The sequence below is a fragment of the Nonomuraea spiralis genome (assembly GCF_014648435.1).
GTDB lineage: Bacteria > Actinomycetota > Actinomycetes > Streptosporangiales > Streptosporangiaceae > Nonomuraea > Nonomuraea spiralis.
The window spans coordinates 362,236-378,595 of the sequence record NZ_BMRC01000002.1 but is presented as its reverse complement, the minus strand read 5'-3'; the positions used below and the strand labels follow the sequence as shown (position 1 = coordinate 378,595).

Below are 16,360 nucleotides of genomic sequence, written 5' to 3'. Positions count from 1 at the left end.
CCCGCCGCGCACTCTTCGTCCACCGGCAGACCGGTACGGCACGGACCGGGGAGGTCTGGGCGAAAGAGGACGACGGCCGGGTTCTAGGATTTGACCCATGGCAATGTGCGAGCATCTTTCCAAGGCCGACGACCCGGCGGCGAAGACCCCCGAGGGCTGCGAGGAGTGCCTGGCCGCCGGCAGCCGGTGGGTGCACCTGCGGCGCTGCCTGGAGTGCGGCCACATCGGGTGCTGCGACTCCTCGCCCAACAAGCACGCGACCAAGCACTTCCACGAGACCCGGCACCCGGTGATCCAGTCGTACGAGCCGGGCGAGAACTGGCGCTGGTGCTACGAGGACAGCCAGATGGGCTGACCCGGGCGACCGCCCGCGACCACACGCGGGCGGCCGTCAGCGTTGTCGGCGTGCTCACCGTCGTCGGCGTTGTCGGCGTGGTCAGGGTGCTCGGCGTTGTCGGCGTGGTCAGCGTTCGAGGATGGCCTCCTCGAAGTCGAGCTGGGCCATCACCTCGCGCAGCACCTCGTCGTCGAGCCGCCGCTCGTCGCGCAGGCGGACGAACACCTCGCGCTCGGCCGTGAGCATGTCACGGCGCAGCCGCCGGTAGAGGCTGCTGGGCGTCTCGGCGCCACCCTGGGCGGTGCCGCCGCCCAGCCGTTCCCAGGCGGTCAGCGAACGCCGCCACGACTTCTCCCTGAGCTGGTCGATGACCTGCTTCTTGATCTCGTCGGGCTCGCCCTCATGCTCCACGAGCCGGTTGAGCTCGGCCAGGCCCGCCTCCAGCGCCGCCTGCTGGGCCGCGGCCTCGGCCAGCGTGTCCTCGTAACGCTCCTGGTCGCTCGACACGCGCAGCTTCCTGATCAGCGCGGGGAACGTCATGCCCTGGATCAGCAGCGTGCCGATCACCGTGGTGAACGTCAGGAACAACAACATCGCCCGGTCGCGGGCCGGGATGTCCGGCGGGATCGAGAACGCCGCCGCGAGCGACACCACCCCGCGCATGCCCGCCCAGCTGAGGATCACCCGCTGCTGCGGGCTGGGCGCGTCGCCGCCTCGCCGTACGAGCTTGACCAGGGGGGTGAACGCGAACACCCACACGAACCTGGACACGATCGTCACCGCGAGCACCGCCAGCGCGTAACCGGCCACCTGCCAGGGGCTGTAGCCGGTGATGCCCTGTACGACGGTGACGAGTTGCAGGCCGATCAGCGCGAAGACGATCGACTCCAGGAAGAAGTCGGTGACCTTCCACACCGCGTCCGACACCAGCCGGGTGCCGAACCCCCGCTGGTGCATGCGGTTGCCCAGGTAGAGGCCGACCACCACCACGGAGATCACGCCCGAGGCGTGCACCGGCTCGGGACCGAGCCCCGAGACGTGCACGGACTCGGCCGCGAGATAGGCGGCGAACGGGATCAGCAACATGAGCGTGTTCTCGACCAGCGAGTCGCGGGTGTGCTGGAACACCCACGCGAACACGAACGCCAGCGCCAGCCCGATCGCCACCCCGCCGAGCGCCGCGAACAGGAACTGCGCCACGCCCTGGAACAGGTCGATGCTGCCGCCCACGGCCGCCCCGATGGCCACCCGGTAGGCGGTCAGCGCCGTGGCGTCGTTGAACAGGCTCTCGCCGATGAGGATCGTCAGTGACCTGCGCGGCAGCCCGAGCCGCCGGCCCACGGCGACGGCGGCCACGGCGTCGGGCGGCGCGATGATGGCGCCGAGGGCGAAGGCGGCGGCGAGCGGGAGCTGCGGCAGCAGCAGGTGGACGACCAGCCCCACCACGGCCGTGGTGAACAGCACCAGGCCGATCGACAACAGCGCCACGGCCCCCTTGACGTCACGCAGGCGCAGGTAGGAGCTGTCGAGCGCGGCCGAGTAGAGCAGCGGCGGCAGGAACACGAACAACACCAGCTCCGGCTGTAGCGGCACGGCCGGCACCAGCGGCGAGACCAGCAACCCGGCCGCGACCAGCAACAGCGGGGCCGGCCAGCCCCGCCGTCGCGCCACGGCCGCCACCCCGACCGCGCCACCGGCCATCAGCAGCAGTTGCAGGCCCATGGTCGGATTCAACGACGCTCCTCTACCTCACCCGGGCGGTTGCCGTGAGCGTACCCGGCGGGCGGGAGGGGGGTGTCACCACTCCCGGCGGTCGCGCCCGTCGCCGTAGTCCTGCTGCTGGTCGGGGCGCAGGCGTTCGCCGGTCGAGAACAGGGGGTCGGCGACGTAGGGGCGGCCCATGTTCGGGTCGGACGACTGCGGCGGGTACTGCTCCTGGCGGCCGAGCGCCAGCAGCGGGTCCACCGGGTTGGCCGGCGGGGTCTGCTGGTAGCCCTGCTGGTAGGCGTCGGAGGAGCCGTAGGAGTCGTAGGAGTCGTAGGAGTCCTGGGCGGGCGCGGGGTTGTGCCTGCGGCCCGCGCCGGGGATGCCGTGCATGGGCGTGCCGAGTCCGGCGGTGCTCTGCGGCGGGGACTGGGGCTGCGCCTGCGGCTGGGGCTGGGGCTGCTGGTAGGACCCGTACGGGTCGGCGGGGTACTGCTGCTGGGCCGGCGGGAAGGGCTCGGCCGCCTGGGACGGGAAGCCGAGCGGGTCCGTGCTCAGCGGCGGGGTCGAGCGGCGCTGGTCGCCGGGGAGCTGGTAGACCGGCTCGTTCTCGACGTACTGGGGGCCGGTGAAGGGGTCGCCGGTGTACTGCGGGCCACTGAAGGCGTCACCCGTGTACTGCGGACCGCTGAAGGGGTCGCCGGTGTACTGCGGGCCGCTGAGCGGGTCGCCGCTGTAGTGGGGGCCGCTGAGCGGGTCGCCCGGGTACGGGGGCTGCTCGACGTACTGGGGGCCGGTGAAGGGGGTGCCGCCGTACGGCGGGGTCTCCCTGGGGCCCGTGGTCTCACTGTAGGAGGCCACCAGCTTGTCCTGCGGCGCCGGGCCGCGCGCCACCAGCACGTCGTTGGGCCCCAGCGACGCGGTGGGCCGCTCGTCGGGCGCGGGCTGCGGGGGCTGCTGCTGGCCGTGCTGGGACGGCCGGTGGTAGGTCCCCGTGCCCGGCATGACCTCGATGCCCGGATCGACCGCGGGCACCGCCGGCTGCTCGCCCGTGGCCTCGGCGTAGCCATCGTCGAGCGTGTCGAGCAGCCTGCCGACGTCGTCCATCGGCATGCGGAAGCTCGCTGTGCACATCTCCCCTCGCCACAGGCTGAGGACGAGTGTGCCCTCATGCCACGTGACCCGGAGGCACCGCTCCTGACCTCGTGCATCGAAGAAGACTTCGCCGAACGACGGCAACGGGACAACTTCCGACATGGCAGACATACTGCTTTAACCAGCCTTTATTCGTCCACTCAACCCCGGAAAACCCTACCTAAACGGTCTCACCACTCAGACCGTAAACCCCACTGACCACACCAGCAAGATCGTCCTGACCAGTTGGAGTTCCGATCGACAGTGTGCCACGCGCGTCCGGCGAGGGGTCCGGGAACGCCGGGATGCGCATGGCCGAACACGCCGCGTCCGGCGCGGCGGCCCGGGAGAGCGGGTACCGTTGACGACCGTGCCGGACTCCCATCTCCCGTCAGTGGACGAACTGCTCAGCATCGCTGTCGGCGCTCTCGGAGGGAGCGAACGGCAGGGCCAGATCACCATGGTCGAGGCCGTGCAGAAGGCGATCGACGACGAGGAGCATCTGGCCGTCCAGGCGGGCACGGGCACCGGCAAGTCCCTGGCGTACCTCGTGCCCTCGATCCGGCACGCGATGGACAGCGACACGCCCGTCGTGATCTCCACCGCCACCATCGCGCTGCAGCGCCAGCTCGTCGACCGCGACCTGCCCCGGCTGTCCGAGGCGCTGGGCAAGGAGCTGCCGCACGAGCCGACGTTCGCCATCCTGAAGGGCCGGCGCAACTACCTGTGCCGCTACAAGGCGACGGCGGGCTGGCCCGAGGATGACGAGCAGGACCAGCTCTTCGACCCGCGCGAGGTGAGCGCGACCGGCCGCATGGTGCAGCGCATCCAGGAGTGGGCCGAGGAGACCGAGACCGGCGACCGCGACGAGCTGGTGCCCGGCGTGAGCGAGCAGGCCTGGCGGCAGTTCTCCGTGAGCTCGATGGAGTGCCTGGGCGCCTCCCGCTGCCCGAGCGGCCCCGAGTGCTTCGCCGAGCTGGCCAGGGCGCGCGCGGGCGAGGTCGACGTCGTCGTGACCAACCACGCGCTGCTGGCCATCGACGCCATGGGCGACCTGCCGGTGCTGCCCGAGCACGAGGTCGTGGTCGTCGACGAGGCCCACGAGCTGGTCGACCGGGTGACCTCGGTGGTGACCGGCGAGCTGTCGGAGGCGTCGGTGATGCTGGCCGTACGCCGGGTCGGCCGCCTGATCGAGCAGCCGCTCGCCGACCAGCTCATGGAGGCGGGCGAGGACCTCAAGGCGCTGCTGGCCGCCGCGCCTCCCGGGCGCATCGACGACCTGCCGCAGGTGCTGGGGCTCACGCTCCAGCTCATCCGCGACACCGCCTGGCGCTGCGTCACCGCCATGGGCCCGCGCAACGCCGACAAGGACGACCCCGACAAGGCAGGCCAGCGCAAGGCCGCCTTCACCGCGCTCGACGAGGTCCACGACACCGCCGTACGTATGCTCGACGCCTACGGGCACGCCTCGGAGGCCGACCGGGCCGAGGTGGTCTGGCTCGACGGCGCCACCGACCGGCGTCCGCCCGCGCTGCGCGTGGCGCCGCTGAGCGTCAGCGGCATGCTGCGCGACAAGCTGTTCGGCGAGCGCACGGTGGTGCTCACCTCCGCCACGCTCGCCCTCGGCGGCACGTTCGAGGGGCTGGCCGCGCAGTGGGGGCTGGGCGACAGCAAGCGCTGGCAGGGCATCGACGTGGGCTCGCCGTTCGACCACCCGCGCGCCGGCATCCTCTACGTCGCCAAACACCTCCCCCAGCCGGGCCGCGACGGGCTGCCGCAGCAATATCTCGACGAGATCACCGAGCTCATCGAGGCGGCCGGCGGGCGCACACTGGGGCTGTTCTCCTCGATGCGCGCCGCCAAGGCCGCCACCGAGGCGCTGCGCGAACGGCTCGACGTGCCGCTGTTGTGCCAGGGCGACGACTCGACCATGCAACTGGTCAAGCAGTTCGCCGAGGACGAGCCCACCTGCCTGTTCGGCACGCTGTCGTTGTGGCAGGGCGTCGACGTCCCCGGGCCGTCGCTGCGGCTGGTCATCATCGACCGCGTGCCGTTCCCGCGTCCGGACGACCCGCTCACCTCGGCCCGTCAGCGGCACGTCGCGGCCCGGGGCGGCAACGGCTTCATGGCGGTGGCCGCCAACCACGCGGCCCTGCTGCTGGCCCAGGGCACGGGCCGGCTGCTGCGCGCCCAGAACGACAAGGGTGTCATCGCCGTCCTCGACCCGCGGCTGGCCACGGCCCGCTACAGCGGCTTCCTGCTGGGGTCGCTGCCGCCCTTCTGGCGTACGACCGATCCCGCCGTGCCCCGCGCCGCGCTCAAGCGCCTGTCCACCGAGTCCTGACCAGGCCGCCGGTCACCTGCGGCGGGGAGGATCAGAACGGGGTGAGGTCGGGGCGCTTGGGCGTGAGGCCGTCACCGGAGGACGTGCCGCGCATGCGGCGCGACATCCACGGGACCAGGTGCTCGCGGATCCACTGGGCGTCCTCGCGGCGCCGCGCCCGCGGGTCGACCGACCGCTCCGGCCACTCCTTGCGCCAGTCGTCGAACGGCACCCCCAGCACGTCGAGCACGCGGGCGGCCACCAGCCGGTGACCGTCCTCGTTCATGTGCAACCGGTCGGCGCTCCAGGCCCGCCAGTCGCGCAGCCCCTGCATCGACCACTGGTCGACCAGGCGGCACCCGTAGAGGTCGGCGATCGAGCGTACGTGCAGGTAGAAGATGGCGAAACGGCCGCGCAGCCGCCGCATCAGCGGCGTGTCGCGCGGGTCGACCCCGGTGAACAGCAACACGTCCGCGCCCCCGGCGCGCAGGTCGCGCACGGCGCGGGCCAGGCGCTTGGCCATGACGTCGGGGTCGCTGCCCGGCCGCAGCAGGTCGTTGCCGCCCGCGCAGAAGCTGACCAGGTCGGGGCCCATGTCGATGGCCAGCGGCACCTGCTCGGTGACGATCTGGTCGAGCAGCTTGCCGCGGACCGCCAGGTTGGCGTAGCGGAACGCCGGGTCGTCGGCGGCGAGCCGTTCGGCGACCCGGTCGGCCCAGCCGCGGTAGTGCCCGTCGGGACCTGGATCGTTCAGTCCTTCCGTGAAACTGTCCCCAAGGGCGACGAAGGACCTGTATTGCCTCATGAGCTGCTGTTCATCTCCGCGATAGCGTGTAGCGCCAGGACGTAGGACTGTAGTCCGAACCCGGCGATGGTGCCCGTCGCCACCCCGGCGACGACCGAGGTGTGGCGAAACTCTTCCCTTGCCGCGGGGTTGCTGATGTGCACCTCGACGAGCGGGGCGGTGCGCTGGGCGATGGCGTCGCGCACGGCGTAGGAGTAGTGGGTGAAGGCGGCCGGGTTGAGCACGACGGGGATGCGGCCGTCGGCGGCCTCGTGCAGCCAGCCGATCAGCTCGGCCTCGTCGTCGGTCTGGCGCACCTCGACGTGCTCGCCGAGCTTCCTGCCGGTGTCGCGGCACAACTCGGCGAGGTCCTCGAACGTCTCGGCCCCGTAGACGTCGGGCTCGCGGGTGCCGAGCCTGCGCAGGTTGGGCCCGTTGAGCACGAGGATCATCGCGTGATCTCCTTGTAGGCGGCTTCGAGCAGCTCTTCGGCGGGGTCTTCGAGGCGCGCGGGCCTGGCCAGGTCGTCGAGGACGACGAAGCGCTGCTTGGCGCCCCTGTTCTTCTTGTCCAGCCGCATGTGCTCGCGCAGCCGTGGCCAGGCCGCGGCGTGGTAGGAGACGGGCAGGCCGACGGAGGTGAGGACGGCGCGGGTGCGGCCGGTCAGGTCGGCGCGGCCGGACAGCCGGGACAGCTCGGCGGCGTAGACCATGCCGATGGCGACGGCCTCGCCGTGGCGGATCGTGTAGTGCTCGTCGCGCTCGATGGCGTGGGCGAGCGTGTGACCGTAGTTGAGGATCTCGCGCAGGCCCTGTTCGCGCAGGTCGGCGCCCACGACGTCGGCCTTGACGCGGATCTTGCGCTCGATCAGCTCGCGGGTGTGGGGGCCGTCGGGCCTCGTTGCGCCCTCGGGGTCGGACTCGATCAGCGTGAGGATCCGCGGGTCGGCGATGAACCCGCCCTTGATGACCTCGGCGAGCCCCGCCACGTAGTCGGCCTTCGTCAGACCGGGCAGCACGGCCAGGTCGCACAGCACCCCGGCGGGCGGCAGGAACGTGCCCACGAGGTTCTTGCCCTCGGGGGTGTCGATGCCGTTCTTGCCGCCGACGGCCGCGTCGACCATGGCCAGCAGCGTCGTCGGCACGAGCACGACCTGCACGCCGCGCAGCCAGGTGCCGGCCACGAACCCGGCCAGGTCGGTCGTCGCGCCCCCGCCCACGCCCACGACGGCGTCGGAGCGGGTCAGGCCGTGGCGGCCGAGCGCGGACCACAGGCCGGCCGCCACCTCGGGCGTCTTGCACGCCTCACCGTCGGGGACGGGCAGGTCGGCCACCTCGTAGCCGGCGTCGGCCAGGGCCGCGAGGACCGGGCGGGACAGCTCGGGCAGGCCCTGCGGGCGGACGACGGCGACCGTGCGCACGCCGGGCCGCAGCAGGCCCGGCAGCTCGGCCTGCACGCCGCTGCCGATCACCACGTCGTAGGGGCTGTCGCCGGATACGGTGATCCGCGTCGCGGTCATGCCGGCAGGCCCTCCACGATCTCGTCGGCTAGCTCGGCCGGGTCGCGCTTGTCGGTGGCCACCGTGACGACGGCCAGGCGCTCGTAGACCGGGCGCCGCTCCTCCATCAGCTTCTTGAGCTGGCTGCGCGGGCTGAGCACGAGCAGCGGCCGGGCCGAGGCGAGCCCGACCCGCTGGACCGCGTCGGACAGGCCCACCTGGAGGTAGACCACGTGGTGACCGGCGAGCAGGGCCTGGGTGTCCTCGTTGAGCACGGCGCCGCCGCCGAGCGACAACACGCCGTCGTGCTCGGCCAGGGCGCGGCGCACGGCCTCGTGCTCCAGCTCGCGGAAGCGGGCCTCGCCGTCCTCGACGAAGATGTCGGAGACCGGCTTGCCGGCCACGCTCTCGACGTCGGCGTCGGTGTCGCGGAAGGCGACGCCGAGTCGCTCGGCCAGCAGCCGCCCGATGGTGGTCTTGCCGGATCCGGGCGGGCCGATGAGCACGGCTCTGGTCATTGGTCGTTCACCCCTTCTCGTTCGCTGCGCGCGGCCGTCACTTGATCACCATCGAGGAGAGGTAGCCGGACAGGTTGCGGGCGACCTCCTCCACCGAGTCGCCGCCGAACTTCTCCAGGGCCGCGTCGGCCAGCACCAGGGCGACCATGGCCTCGGCCACGATGCCGGCGGCCGGGACGGCGCAGACGTCGGAGCGCTCGTGGTGGGCCTTGGCGGCCTCGCCGGTCTTGACGTCGATCGTGGCCAGGGCCCTCGGGACGGTGGAGATGGGCTTCATGGCGGCGCTGACGCGCAGGATCTCGCCGTTGGTCATGCCGCCCTCGACGCCGCCCGCGCGATTGGTGACGCGCTTGACGCCGTTCGCGGCGGTGTACTCGATCTCGTCGTGGGCGCGCGAGCCGGGCCGCCTGGCCGTCTCGAAGCCGTCGCCGACCGCGACGCCCTTGATCGCCTGGATGCCCATGAGCGCGGCGGCGAGCCGGGAGTCGAGCCTGCGGTCCCAGTGGGTGTAGCTGCCCAGGCCGGGCGGCAGGCCGTAGGCGAGCACCTCGACGACGCCGCCGAGCGTGTCGCCGTCCTTGTGGGCCTGGTCGATCACGGCGACCATGGCGGCGCTGCCCTCGGGGTCGGCGCAGCGGACCGGGTCGTCGTCGATGCGGGCCAGGTCGCCGGGACCGGGCAGGACCTCGGTCGGAGTCTGGGCGCCGCCGATGGAGGTGACGTGGCTGATGAGGTCGACGCCGAGCGCCTGCTTCAGGAAGCGCCTGGCGACCTCGCCGAGCGCGACGCGGGCGGCGGTCTCGCGGGCGCTGGCCCGGTCGAGCACCTGGCGGGCGTCGTCGAAGCCATACTTCTGCATGCCGGCCAGGTCGGCGTGGCCGGGGCGGGGACGGGACCTCGGCGCGTTGCGGGCCAGGCCCTCCAGCTCGGCCGGGTCGACCGGGTCGGCCGACATGACCTTCTCCCACTTGGGCCACTCGGTGTTGCCGACGCGGACGGCGATCGGGCTGCCCATGGTGCGGCCGTGGCGGACGCCGCCGACGATCGTCACCTGGTCCTGCTCGAACTTCATCCGGGCGCCGCGGCCGTAGCCGAGCCTGCGGCGGCGCAGGGCCTCGTCGATCGCGGCCGTGGTCACCTCGACCCCGGCGGGCAGTCCTTCGAGGATGGCAACGAGTTCGGGGCCGTGGGACTCTCCGGCGGTCAACCAGCGCAACATGTCTCCAAGTCTTCCACGTGCGGCCGGGTGGGATGTCCGTCGTTCACCAGCCGAGACAAAGCGCCAAAAACGCACCTAGCAGCATGAACGGCCCGAAAGGGAACTGGGTGTGCCGGTCGCCGCGCCCGGTGAGCAGCAGCGCGACCGCGTAGAGCGCGCCGAGCACCTGTCCCGCGAACGCCGCCGCCACCCACGCCTGCCAGCTCATGGCCGCCGCCGCCATGCCGATGAGCCCGGCCAGCTTGACGTCACCGAGGCCCATCGCGTCCGGGCGGGCCAGCCACAGCAGGCCGTAGACGGCCGCCAGCGCCGCCGCGCCGAGCGACGCGCGCGGCAGCTCCCCGGTCGGGAGCAGGGTCAGTGCGATGATCGGGTACGCGGGCAGCGTGATCGCGTCGGGCAGCAGGGTGGTACGCCAGTCGATGACCGCCAGCGCCGTGCCGGCCAGGGCGAACCCCGCGTACGGCGGCCCGGCGAGCCAGGCGGTCACGGCCGTCACGGCGGCGGTCAGCAGTTCCACGCCGGGCGGCCAGGGCGGCGGGGGCGCGAGGTCGTCGTAGGCGTCGGCCAGGGCCCTGACCTGACGTCCGGCGAGCAGACCGAGCAGCGCCATCAGTGCGACCACGACCAGACCCTAGTGCGGCGGCCCCGCGGCCGTCCCGGGATCGCGGGACCGGGGCCGTGCGGGCCTTGGTATGGCGTACGCCAAGGGCGGGAGCCGCGCTCCGGCGGGCCGGGGCCCTTGGCACCGGGGGTCACGACGTCCGCCGGTGGTCATGGGTTCGGGGGTGATCTGCCAAGGAACTTTGATCGTCCGGGACGGGGTGGCACGCGGGCCGGAGGGTGGTCAGGAACTTACTTTCTGTCGTGGCCCCCCCGGAAATTGACAGAGAGGAAGACCCATGTTCCGTGGCATCCTGGCCGGCGGCGTCGCGTTGAGCGCCGCAGGTCTCATCCTGACCGGCCCCGCGGCGTACGCCGACCTGAAGGCCCCGTACGCGCGGGCCGCGGCGATCGTCGACGCGGACGGCGAGCTGAACAACGGCAAGAACGTCGTCAAGTCGTGGCGGGCCTCGATCGGCCGGTACTGCGTGCAGATCGATCGGCAGGTGGCCGCGTCCGGCGCGCTGGTCCAGCTCACCTCGCGCGCGCCGCGCCGCCTGCCGTTCGTCGCCTACCGGAATCCGTCGGCGATCTGCAACGAGCCCAACACCATCACCATCGGCGTCTACGACGTCGACGGCCGCCTCGCCGACGGCGGCTTCGACCTGTCCATCGCCTGACCCGGAATCCGAAGGAGCACCCACTATGAACAGCATCCGGCGCATCGCGGCAGGCGCGCTCGCCGCCGCCGCCGTCCTGACGCCCGCCGCCGCCGCGAAGGCGGACACGCCGTACGCCCAGGCTTCGGCCACCGTCCGGGATGACGGCGTGGTCCTGCACAGCGAGAACATCGACGAGGTCCGGCGTATGTTCCGGGGGACGTACTGCGTCATCCTCGGCGAGAAGGTCGACCTCATCGGTGACGTGGCGATCCACGTCACGCCCACGGGCCGGTCCGTCTTCCCGCGCACGCTGTCGGTGCAGCGTCAAGCACCCGTGTGCAGCGGCCACATCCGCTCGGTGGCCGTCTTCAGCCAGGTCGCCAACGGTCTCGCGGCCGACACCGGGTTCTACCTGACCGTCTCCTGAGGACGTCCCGCGGGCGCCCCCGGCCGGTGGAAGGCACCGGCCGGGGGCGTCGGCGTGTTCAGGCGTTCCTGCGGGAGAACCAGCGGCGGCGCGGCGGGGCGGGCTCCATCCTGGCGACGGTGACGTCGGCGAGCCGGTCGAGCGTGCCGGACTCGACCGCGGCCAGCGCCCTGAGCACCTCGCCCTCGATCACGAACTGCACCGGCCCTGCCACGTCCACCACGACCGCCGCCGCCTCCTCGTGCACGGCCGCCTGGCAGACCTGGAGCGTGCCGGCCTGGATGGGCCTGGCGTCCTTGCGCCACCTGGTCAGCGCGTCGGTGCCGGTGAAGGCGAGCACGGCGTGCCGGCCGTCGTGGCCGACGAGCTTGGGCAGCGCCATCTCGCTCTCCTTCTCCTGGCGCAGCCCGTGCGCGCCGACCTCGGACTCGGTCAGCATGGCGACCACCGGCACCAGCAGCCGCGCGCCGCTCAGGGCGGCCAGCACGTCGGCGGGGCCGGACGTGCCCGCCTCGTAGGCGGCCAGGGCGGCGGCCACGGCGGGGGCGGCGCTGCCGTCGTCGTCGGGGTCGAGAGGTTGCGGGATGCTCGGCACAGCGAACGAGACTACCCGCGGAGGTGACCGCCCCGGCCCCCGGCGTGCTCCCCGGCGCGGTTCTGTCGGGGGCGGCTGGTACACAGGTCGGGTGCGGATCTCGCGGCTTCCTCTCGACGAGCAGCCCGCCGCGGTGCGGGCCGTGCTGGAGACCAACCCGTCGCTCGTCCGGGTGCTCGGGCTGGCCCGCGGGCTCGACCTGCCCGGCTGGTGGCTGGCCGCGGGCGCGGTCGTCCAGACGATCTGGAACCACGTGACCGGCCGCCCGCCCGGTTACGGCCTCAAAGACTACGACCTGATCTACTACGACCCGTCCGACCTGTCGTGGGAGGCCGAGGACCGCGCGATCAGGGCCGGGCGGGAGATGTTCGGCGACCTGCCGGTGGAGATCCGCAACGAGGCCCGGGTGCATCTGTGGTACGAGAGCCGCTTCGGCGTGCCGTGCCCGCCCTACGAGGGCTCTGAGGACGCGATCGACTCCTTCCCCAGCACGACCGGCGCCGTCGGCGTACGGCTCACCCCGTCGGGCGCGTGGCGGATCTACGCCCCTTACGGCGTGGCCGACGCCTTCAACCTCGTGCTGCGGCCCAACCCCAGGCTGGCGACCCGGGAGGTCTACGAGGCCAAGGCGGCGCGGTGGAGCGCGGCCTGGCCCGAGCTGACCGTGCTCCCGTGGCCCTAGCGGGCCTGACCGCCCTGGCCGAGGTCGGCGATGGCCGCGACCGGTCCGCCGCCCGACGGTCCCTGGTGCACGGCGGCCACCGAGACGAACACCGCGGGGTCGCCGGTGACCGAGGCCGCCACCCCGCCGACGGCCGCCTTGATCTGCCGGTGCCAGTGCACGTCGGAGTCGTCCAGCATGATGTTGCGCCGGCCGCGCACCTGCCCCGAGGGGTCGGCCTCGCACTTCATGAAGACGTTGACCAGGCGTCCGCCGAGGTCCGACGGGTGCGGGCGCTCGGGCAGCGGCAGCCCGGCGTCCCTGATGGCCTCCCAGATGCCGTCGGCGTCGAGGGCGTCCTTCATCACGCTGTGGCCGATGCGGTAGCGCCCGCCGATCCCGCGTACGTTCCCCACCAGCACGATCTGCGCCCGGTCCAGCTCCACCCCCGACGAGCACGAGGCCACCGACGAGTACAACGACAGGTCCTTGTGGATCTGCGCGGCGTCCGGCATGTCGATCTCGCCGAGCGCGACGGCGATGCCGAGCGCGGTGGTGGAGTTGGACAGGTCCATGGAGGGGCCGGTCTCCTCGATGGCGGTGTCCTTGCCGCGGCTCTTGGCCTCGGTGATGGTGGCCAGCGTGAGCAGCGGCGTCTTGGTCTGCACGTAGTGCACGTCGCGCGGGTCGTCGATGCCGGCGACCTTCATGGCCTCGCGCACCCCGGCGGCGACCTTCTCCACCATCGCCGGGCGGCCGATGTCCTCGGGCAGGATGACCTCGCTCATCGCGACGCCCACCGACAGGCGCGGCTCGTCGCTCGGGGTCGCGTCCGCCGTGGTGGCGAAGACCGTGGCGTGCGGGCTGAGCACGCCGTCGGTGCCGCCCGACCACACCAGCGGCACGCTCTCGGGGGACGGGTGGCCGTGCTCGGCCAGGACCTCGCGGAAGGCGCGGTCGGCCAGGATGCGCGTGTAGTCGTTGACGCCGCCGTTGCCCTCGGTCTTGCCGATCACCGCGAGCACCCGGCGCGCCTCGATCACCCCGTCCGCGATGAGCCGTGACAGCCCGGAGGCGTCGGTCACGCTCTCGATCGGCACCTTTCGCACTTCAATCGGGTCCGGCATGCGTTGCCCCTTCTCCAGTACCGGCTTCCCCACCGTGGCGACGCTAGCCGAGCCCGTCGGCGGGGTTCATGGGCAATGTCTGCCCATGAACGGCCGCCGCGATGTCAAGGTGCGCCCGCCGGTCAAGCTCTCGGCGGAACGACGAAGTTCGCGAAAGCACCGAAGGTAGTGTTCCCGGATGTGATTCACGAAGCCCATGTCAACGGCATCAAGCTCGTCTATCGCGAGGAGGGTGACCCCGCCGCTCCCCCGCTGGTCCTCCTCCACGGCAGGACCGCGAACCACAACGACTGGAACGGCATCACCCAGCACTTCGCGGCCCGCCACCACGTATTCGCCCCCGACCTGCGCGGGCACGGCGCCAGCGACCGCCCCGGCGAGTACGCGGTCGGCACGATGGCCGAGGACGTCGTGGCGCTGCTCGACCACCTGGGCCTCGACCGCGTCCGGCTGGTCGGCCACTCGCTGGGCGGCATGGTGGCCTACCACGTGGCCATGCGCCACCCGGGGCGCGTCGAACGGCTGGTGCTGGAGGACGTCACGCCGCCGTACCCGGTCGAGGGGCGTGCGCCCCTGGTGGAGGACGGTTCCACGGAGTTCGACTGGCGGATGATGCACCAGACCGAGCCGTTCATCGTCGATCCCGATCCGGCGCTGGCCGCCGAGCTGGGGAGGATCACGGCTCCTTCGCTGGTGTTGTCGGGCGGGGAACGCAGCCCGTTCGACGCGCCCGCGCTGGCCCGCCTGATCCCCGGGGCCGAGCTGGTCACGATCGAGGCCGGGCACCTCATCCACGCCGCCGAACGGGCCGCGTTCCTGCACGCGGTGGACGCCTTCCTGGACCGGTGAGCCCGAGGGTGCCCGGCGCTCTATGCTGGGCTCCCCCCACGATTCTCGGAGATCCGCTGTGTCCAGCCCCCCACCGGCCCCCCGTCCCGGCATGACCCCGGAGCGGGTCGGGATGTTCAGCGACGCGGTCTTCGCGATCGCGATCACGCTGCTCGTCCTGGAGATCCCCCGCCCGGAGGAGGCGCAGTTCGGCGACCTCGCGGGCTTCCTGGCCGAGCGCCAGGGGTCGTTCATGGCGTTCGCGCTGGCCTTCCTCATGCTCTGGTTCAGCTGGCGGGCCCATCACACGCTCTTCGACCAGCTCCACCGGGTCACCCAGCCCGTCCTGCTGCTGCACGTGCCGCTGCTGCTGTTCGCGGCGTTCCTGCCGTACACGATGAATCTGTGGAGCGAGATGTCCTCCTTCCACGGCGACGGCGAGGCGTCCAAGGGCCTGGCGCTGGCGCTGTTCGCGGGCACCGAGGCGATCCTGATGTTCTGCCAGGGCGCGCTGTTCACGCTGGCGCTCGTGCAGGGGCTGCTCAACGGCAACGCCAGCAGGCGGCGCATGGGCACCTCGGCCTGGGTCTACTGGGGTTGCGGCGTGTTGTGGGCGGTCAGCGCGGTGCTGGCCTTCTCGGTCGGCGAGGACTCCACGTACCTGTGGATGGCCACGCCGGTGGTGGTCGCGGTCATCGTGTTCGTCCGCCGGCGGTTCGCGCCCGGCCTGGTTCAGCCGGAGCTTCCGGGGCAAACGTGACCCCAATGTCACAAAGATCCGTCAAGGTGGAAAGGTGCGAACGAGGCTCAGCGACCATGTAAGGGAACGACTGGGCACGTTCGGCCTCATGGCGCCCTCGATCGTGCAGTGCGCGGTGGGCTCGGCGCTGGCCTGGATCGTCGCGATCGAGCTGCTCGGCCACGCCCATCCGTTCTTCGCGCCGATCTCCGTGCTGATCTGCGTCGGCGTGGGGCTCGGCCAGCGGCTGCGGCGCGTCGCCGAGCTGGTGATCGGCGTGAGCCTCGGCGTCGGCGTCGGCGACCTGCTGGTGTCGTGGATCGGCTCGGGGCCCTGGCAGCTCGCGCTGGTCGTCGGGCTGGCCATGGCGATCGCGCTGCTGCTGAACGGCGGGGCGCTGTTCGTCGCGCAGGCGGGCTCCTCGGCGGTGCTGGTGGCCACCCTGCTGCCCGGTGAGAACGCCGGAGGGCTCGACCGTATGGCCGACGCCCTCACCGGGGGCGTCATCGGCGTCGCGGCGGTCGCGCTGATGCCGGCCAGCCCGTTCACGATCGCGGCCAAACATCTGTCGGGCGTGCTGGACGCGCTGTCCACCGTCCTGGAGCAGGCGGCCGAGTCGATCGAGAAGCGGGACGTCGATCTCGCCGCCGAGGCGCTGGAGGAGGCCCGGACGACGCAGACGGCCGTCGAGGAGTTCACGATGGCGCTGGAGACCAGCAAGGAGATCACCATGATCTCGCCGCTGCACTGGCACCGGCGCGCGGCCCTGGCCCGGTACGAGACCGCCGCCGTACCCGTCGACCTGGCCCTGCGCAACGCCAGAGTGCTCGTCCGCCGCACGCTGGCGGCGCTGGGCGAGGCGAGCCCGCCGCCCACGGCGCTGGCCGAGGCCATGCGGGAGGTCTCGGAGGCGGCGCTGCTGCTGCAACTGGAGCTGGCGGCCGGGCGCGATCCCGTACTGGCGCGGCAGGCGCTGCTCGCGGTGGCGGCCCGGGAGCGGCCCGAGCGGCTGGGGTTCTCGGCGCACGTCATCATCGCGCAGCTCCGGTCGATCGCGGTGGACCTGCTGCAGGCCACGGGCATGGAGCACGAGGAGGCCAGCCGCTCGCTCACCCCGCTCGACGAACCCCAGGCGAGCTGAACCCCCGCGCACAGTTCCCTGACGCTTCGGAGAGGGCGCGTACCGTCTGCTGACGCGCGA

The 16,360-nt window shown here is 72.3% G+C and carries 18 protein-coding genes; 8 read left to right on the top strand and 10 right to left on the bottom strand.

Going from position 1 to position 16,360, the window contains the following annotated elements; translation table 11 throughout:
- Window positions 1-97: 97 nt before the first annotated feature.
- Window positions 98-355, top strand: coding sequence for a UBP-type zinc finger domain-containing protein (locus IEZ27_RS05700; protein ID WP_229823362.1), 258 nt, complete (start codon window positions 98-100; stop codon window positions 353-355).
- Between the two features lie 108 nt (window positions 356-463).
- Here the strand turns inward: IEZ27_RS05700 and IEZ27_RS05695 are convergent, their stop codons facing one another.
- Together IEZ27_RS05695 and IEZ27_RS05690 are read right to left on the bottom strand one after the other, a co-directional pair.
- The gene (locus tag IEZ27_RS05695; protein WP_229823360.1) at window positions 464-2,071 is read right to left on the bottom strand and encodes a Na+/H+ antiporter; all 1,608 of its coding nucleotides are present in this window, start codon (window positions 2,069-2,071) and stop codon (window positions 464-466) included.
- 63 nt (window positions 2,072-2,134) lie between these two features.
- Window positions 2,135-3,154, bottom strand: a complete 1,020-nt coding sequence (locus tag IEZ27_RS05690; RefSeq protein WP_189646237.1) for a hypothetical protein — start codon at window positions 3,152-3,154, stop codon at window positions 2,135-2,137.
- 391 nt (window positions 3,155-3,545) lie between these two features.
- Here IEZ27_RS05690 and IEZ27_RS05685 point away from each other — a divergent pair, with 391 nt between their 5' ends.
- Window positions 3,546-5,519 (top strand): ATP-dependent DNA helicase, encoded by a 1,974-nt coding sequence (locus IEZ27_RS05685; RefSeq protein ID WP_189646236.1) that lies wholly within the window; start codon window positions 3,546-3,548, stop codon window positions 5,517-5,519.
- Window positions 5,520-5,550: 31 nt separating this feature from the next.
- Here the strand turns inward: IEZ27_RS05685 and IEZ27_RS05680 are convergent, their stop codons facing one another.
- Genes IEZ27_RS05680 through IEZ27_RS05655 form a run of 6 tightly spaced genes read right to left on the bottom strand, consistent with a single transcriptional unit; the run spans window position 5,551 to window position 10,142 of the window.
- Window positions 5,551-6,303 (bottom strand): SGNH/GDSL hydrolase family protein, encoded by a 753-nt coding sequence (locus tag IEZ27_RS05680; protein WP_125635013.1) that lies wholly within the window; start codon window positions 6,301-6,303, stop codon window positions 5,551-5,553.
- On the bottom strand, window positions 6,300-6,734 hold the full coding sequence (gene aroQ / locus IEZ27_RS05675; RefSeq protein WP_125635011.1) for a type II 3-dehydroquinate dehydratase: 435 nt from the start codon (window positions 6,732-6,734) through the stop codon (window positions 6,300-6,302). Before aroQ ends, IEZ27_RS05680 begins: the two co-directional genes overlap by 4 nt.
- A complete protein-coding gene (aroB, locus tag IEZ27_RS05670; protein WP_189646235.1) occupies window positions 6,731-7,801 on the bottom strand; it encodes a 3-dehydroquinate synthase in 1,071 nt (356 codons plus the stop codon). Before aroB ends, aroQ begins: the two co-directional genes overlap by 4 nt.
- Entirely contained in the window at window positions 7,798-8,298 is a 501-nt protein-coding gene (locus IEZ27_RS05665) for a shikimate kinase (RefSeq protein WP_189646234.1), read from the bottom strand. Before IEZ27_RS05665 ends, aroB begins: the two co-directional genes overlap by 4 nt.
- A 37-nt stretch (window positions 8,299-8,335) precedes the next feature.
- Complete coding sequence (gene aroC / locus IEZ27_RS05660; RefSeq protein WP_229823357.1) at window positions 8,336-9,517, bottom strand: chorismate synthase; 1,182 nt, start codon at window positions 9,515-9,517, stop codon at window positions 8,336-8,338.
- 43 nt (window positions 9,518-9,560) lie between these two features.
- A complete protein-coding gene (locus IEZ27_RS05655) occupies window positions 9,561-10,142 on the bottom strand; it encodes a prepilin peptidase (protein WP_189646233.1) in 582 nt (193 codons plus the stop codon).
- 277 nt (window positions 10,143-10,419) lie between these two features.
- On the opposite strand from IEZ27_RS05655, the gene IEZ27_RS05650 reads away from it, so the two are divergent.
- On the top strand, window positions 10,420-10,800 hold the full coding sequence (locus IEZ27_RS05650) for a hypothetical protein (protein WP_189646232.1): 381 nt from the start codon (window positions 10,420-10,422) through the stop codon (window positions 10,798-10,800).
- Between the two features lie 25 nt (window positions 10,801-10,825).
- On the top strand, window positions 10,826-11,209 hold the full coding sequence (locus IEZ27_RS05645) for a hypothetical protein (protein ID WP_189646231.1): 384 nt from the start codon (window positions 10,826-10,828) through the stop codon (window positions 11,207-11,209).
- A 58-nt stretch (window positions 11,210-11,267) separates the two neighbouring features.
- On the opposite strand, the gene IEZ27_RS05640 is transcribed toward IEZ27_RS05645, so the two are convergent.
- Window positions 11,268-11,804 (bottom strand): SseB family protein, encoded by a 537-nt coding sequence (locus IEZ27_RS05640; protein ID WP_125634997.1) that lies wholly within the window; start codon window positions 11,802-11,804, stop codon window positions 11,268-11,270.
- A gap of 91 nt (window positions 11,805-11,895) precedes the next feature.
- Between IEZ27_RS05640 and IEZ27_RS05635 the strand changes: the two genes are divergently transcribed.
- Window positions 11,896-12,486 carry a nucleotidyltransferase family protein gene (locus IEZ27_RS05635; protein WP_229823346.1) on the top strand — a complete coding sequence of 197 codons (591 nt, stop codon included), beginning with the start codon at window positions 11,896-11,898 and terminating at the stop codon, window positions 12,484-12,486.
- On the opposite strand, the gene bar is transcribed toward IEZ27_RS05635, so the two are convergent.
- A complete protein-coding gene (gene bar / locus IEZ27_RS05630) occupies window positions 12,483-13,592 on the bottom strand; it encodes a barbiturase (protein ID WP_189646229.1) in 1,110 nt (369 codons plus the stop codon). The genes IEZ27_RS05635 and bar overlap by 4 nt on opposite strands.
- 180 nt (window positions 13,593-13,772) lie before the next feature.
- Here bar and IEZ27_RS05625 point away from each other — a divergent pair, with 180 nt between their 5' ends.
- The 3 genes from IEZ27_RS05625 (at window position 13,773) to IEZ27_RS05615 (ending at window position 16,300) form a co-directional block, all read left to right on the top strand.
- Window positions 13,773-14,441: an alpha/beta fold hydrolase gene (locus IEZ27_RS05625; protein ID WP_229823345.1), complete on the top strand. Its 669-nt coding sequence runs from the start codon at window positions 13,773-13,775 to the stop codon at window positions 14,439-14,441.
- 91 nt (window positions 14,442-14,532) lie between these two features.
- Window positions 14,533-15,180, top strand: a complete 648-nt coding sequence (locus tag IEZ27_RS05620; protein ID WP_189646227.1) for a TMEM175 family protein — start codon at window positions 14,533-14,535, stop codon at window positions 15,178-15,180.
- A gap of 34 nt (window positions 15,181-15,214) precedes the next feature.
- Complete coding sequence (locus IEZ27_RS05615) at window positions 15,215-16,300, top strand: FUSC family protein (protein WP_189646226.1); 1,086 nt, start codon at window positions 15,215-15,217, stop codon at window positions 16,298-16,300.
- Window positions 16,301-16,360 lie beyond the last annotated feature (60 nt).

What these genes read in the sequence shown, in the direction of transcription:
- IEZ27_RS05700 (WP_229823362.1), top strand. Translation starts at nt 98, where the DNA reads ATGGCAATGTGCGAGCATCTTTCCAAGGCCGACGACCCGGCGGCGAAG.
- IEZ27_RS05690 (WP_189646237.1), bottom strand. Translation starts at nt 3,154, where the DNA reads ATGCCGATGGACGACGTCGGCAGGCTGCTCGACACGCTCGACGATGGC.
- IEZ27_RS05680 (WP_125635013.1), bottom strand. Translation starts at nt 6,303, where the DNA reads ATGAGGCAATACAGGTCCTTCGTCGCCCTTGGGGACAGTTTCACGGAA.
- aroQ (WP_125635011.1), bottom strand. Translation starts at nt 6,734, where the DNA reads ATGATCCTCGTGCTCAACGGGCCCAACCTGCGCAGGCTCGGCACCCGC.
- aroB (WP_189646235.1), bottom strand. Translation starts at nt 7,801, where the DNA reads ATGACCGCGACGCGGATCACCGTATCCGGCGACAGCCCCTACGACGTG.
- IEZ27_RS05665 (WP_189646234.1), bottom strand. Translation starts at nt 8,298, where the DNA reads ATGACCAGAGCCGTGCTCATCGGCCCGCCCGGATCCGGCAAGACCACC.
- aroC (WP_229823357.1), bottom strand. Translation starts at nt 9,517, where the DNA reads ATGTTGCGCTGGTTGACCGCCGGAGAGTCCCACGGCCCCGAACTCGTT.
- IEZ27_RS05650 (WP_189646232.1), top strand. Translation starts at nt 10,420, where the DNA reads ATGTTCCGTGGCATCCTGGCCGGCGGCGTCGCGTTGAGCGCCGCAGGT.
- IEZ27_RS05645 (WP_189646231.1), top strand. Translation starts at nt 10,826, where the DNA reads ATGAACAGCATCCGGCGCATCGCGGCAGGCGCGCTCGCCGCCGCCGCC.
- bar (WP_189646229.1), bottom strand. Translation starts at nt 13,592, where the DNA reads ATGCCGGACCCGATTGAAGTGCGAAAGGTGCCGATCGAGAGCGTGACC.
- IEZ27_RS05620 (WP_189646227.1), top strand. Translation starts at nt 14,533, where the DNA reads ATGACCCCGGAGCGGGTCGGGATGTTCAGCGACGCGGTCTTCGCGATC.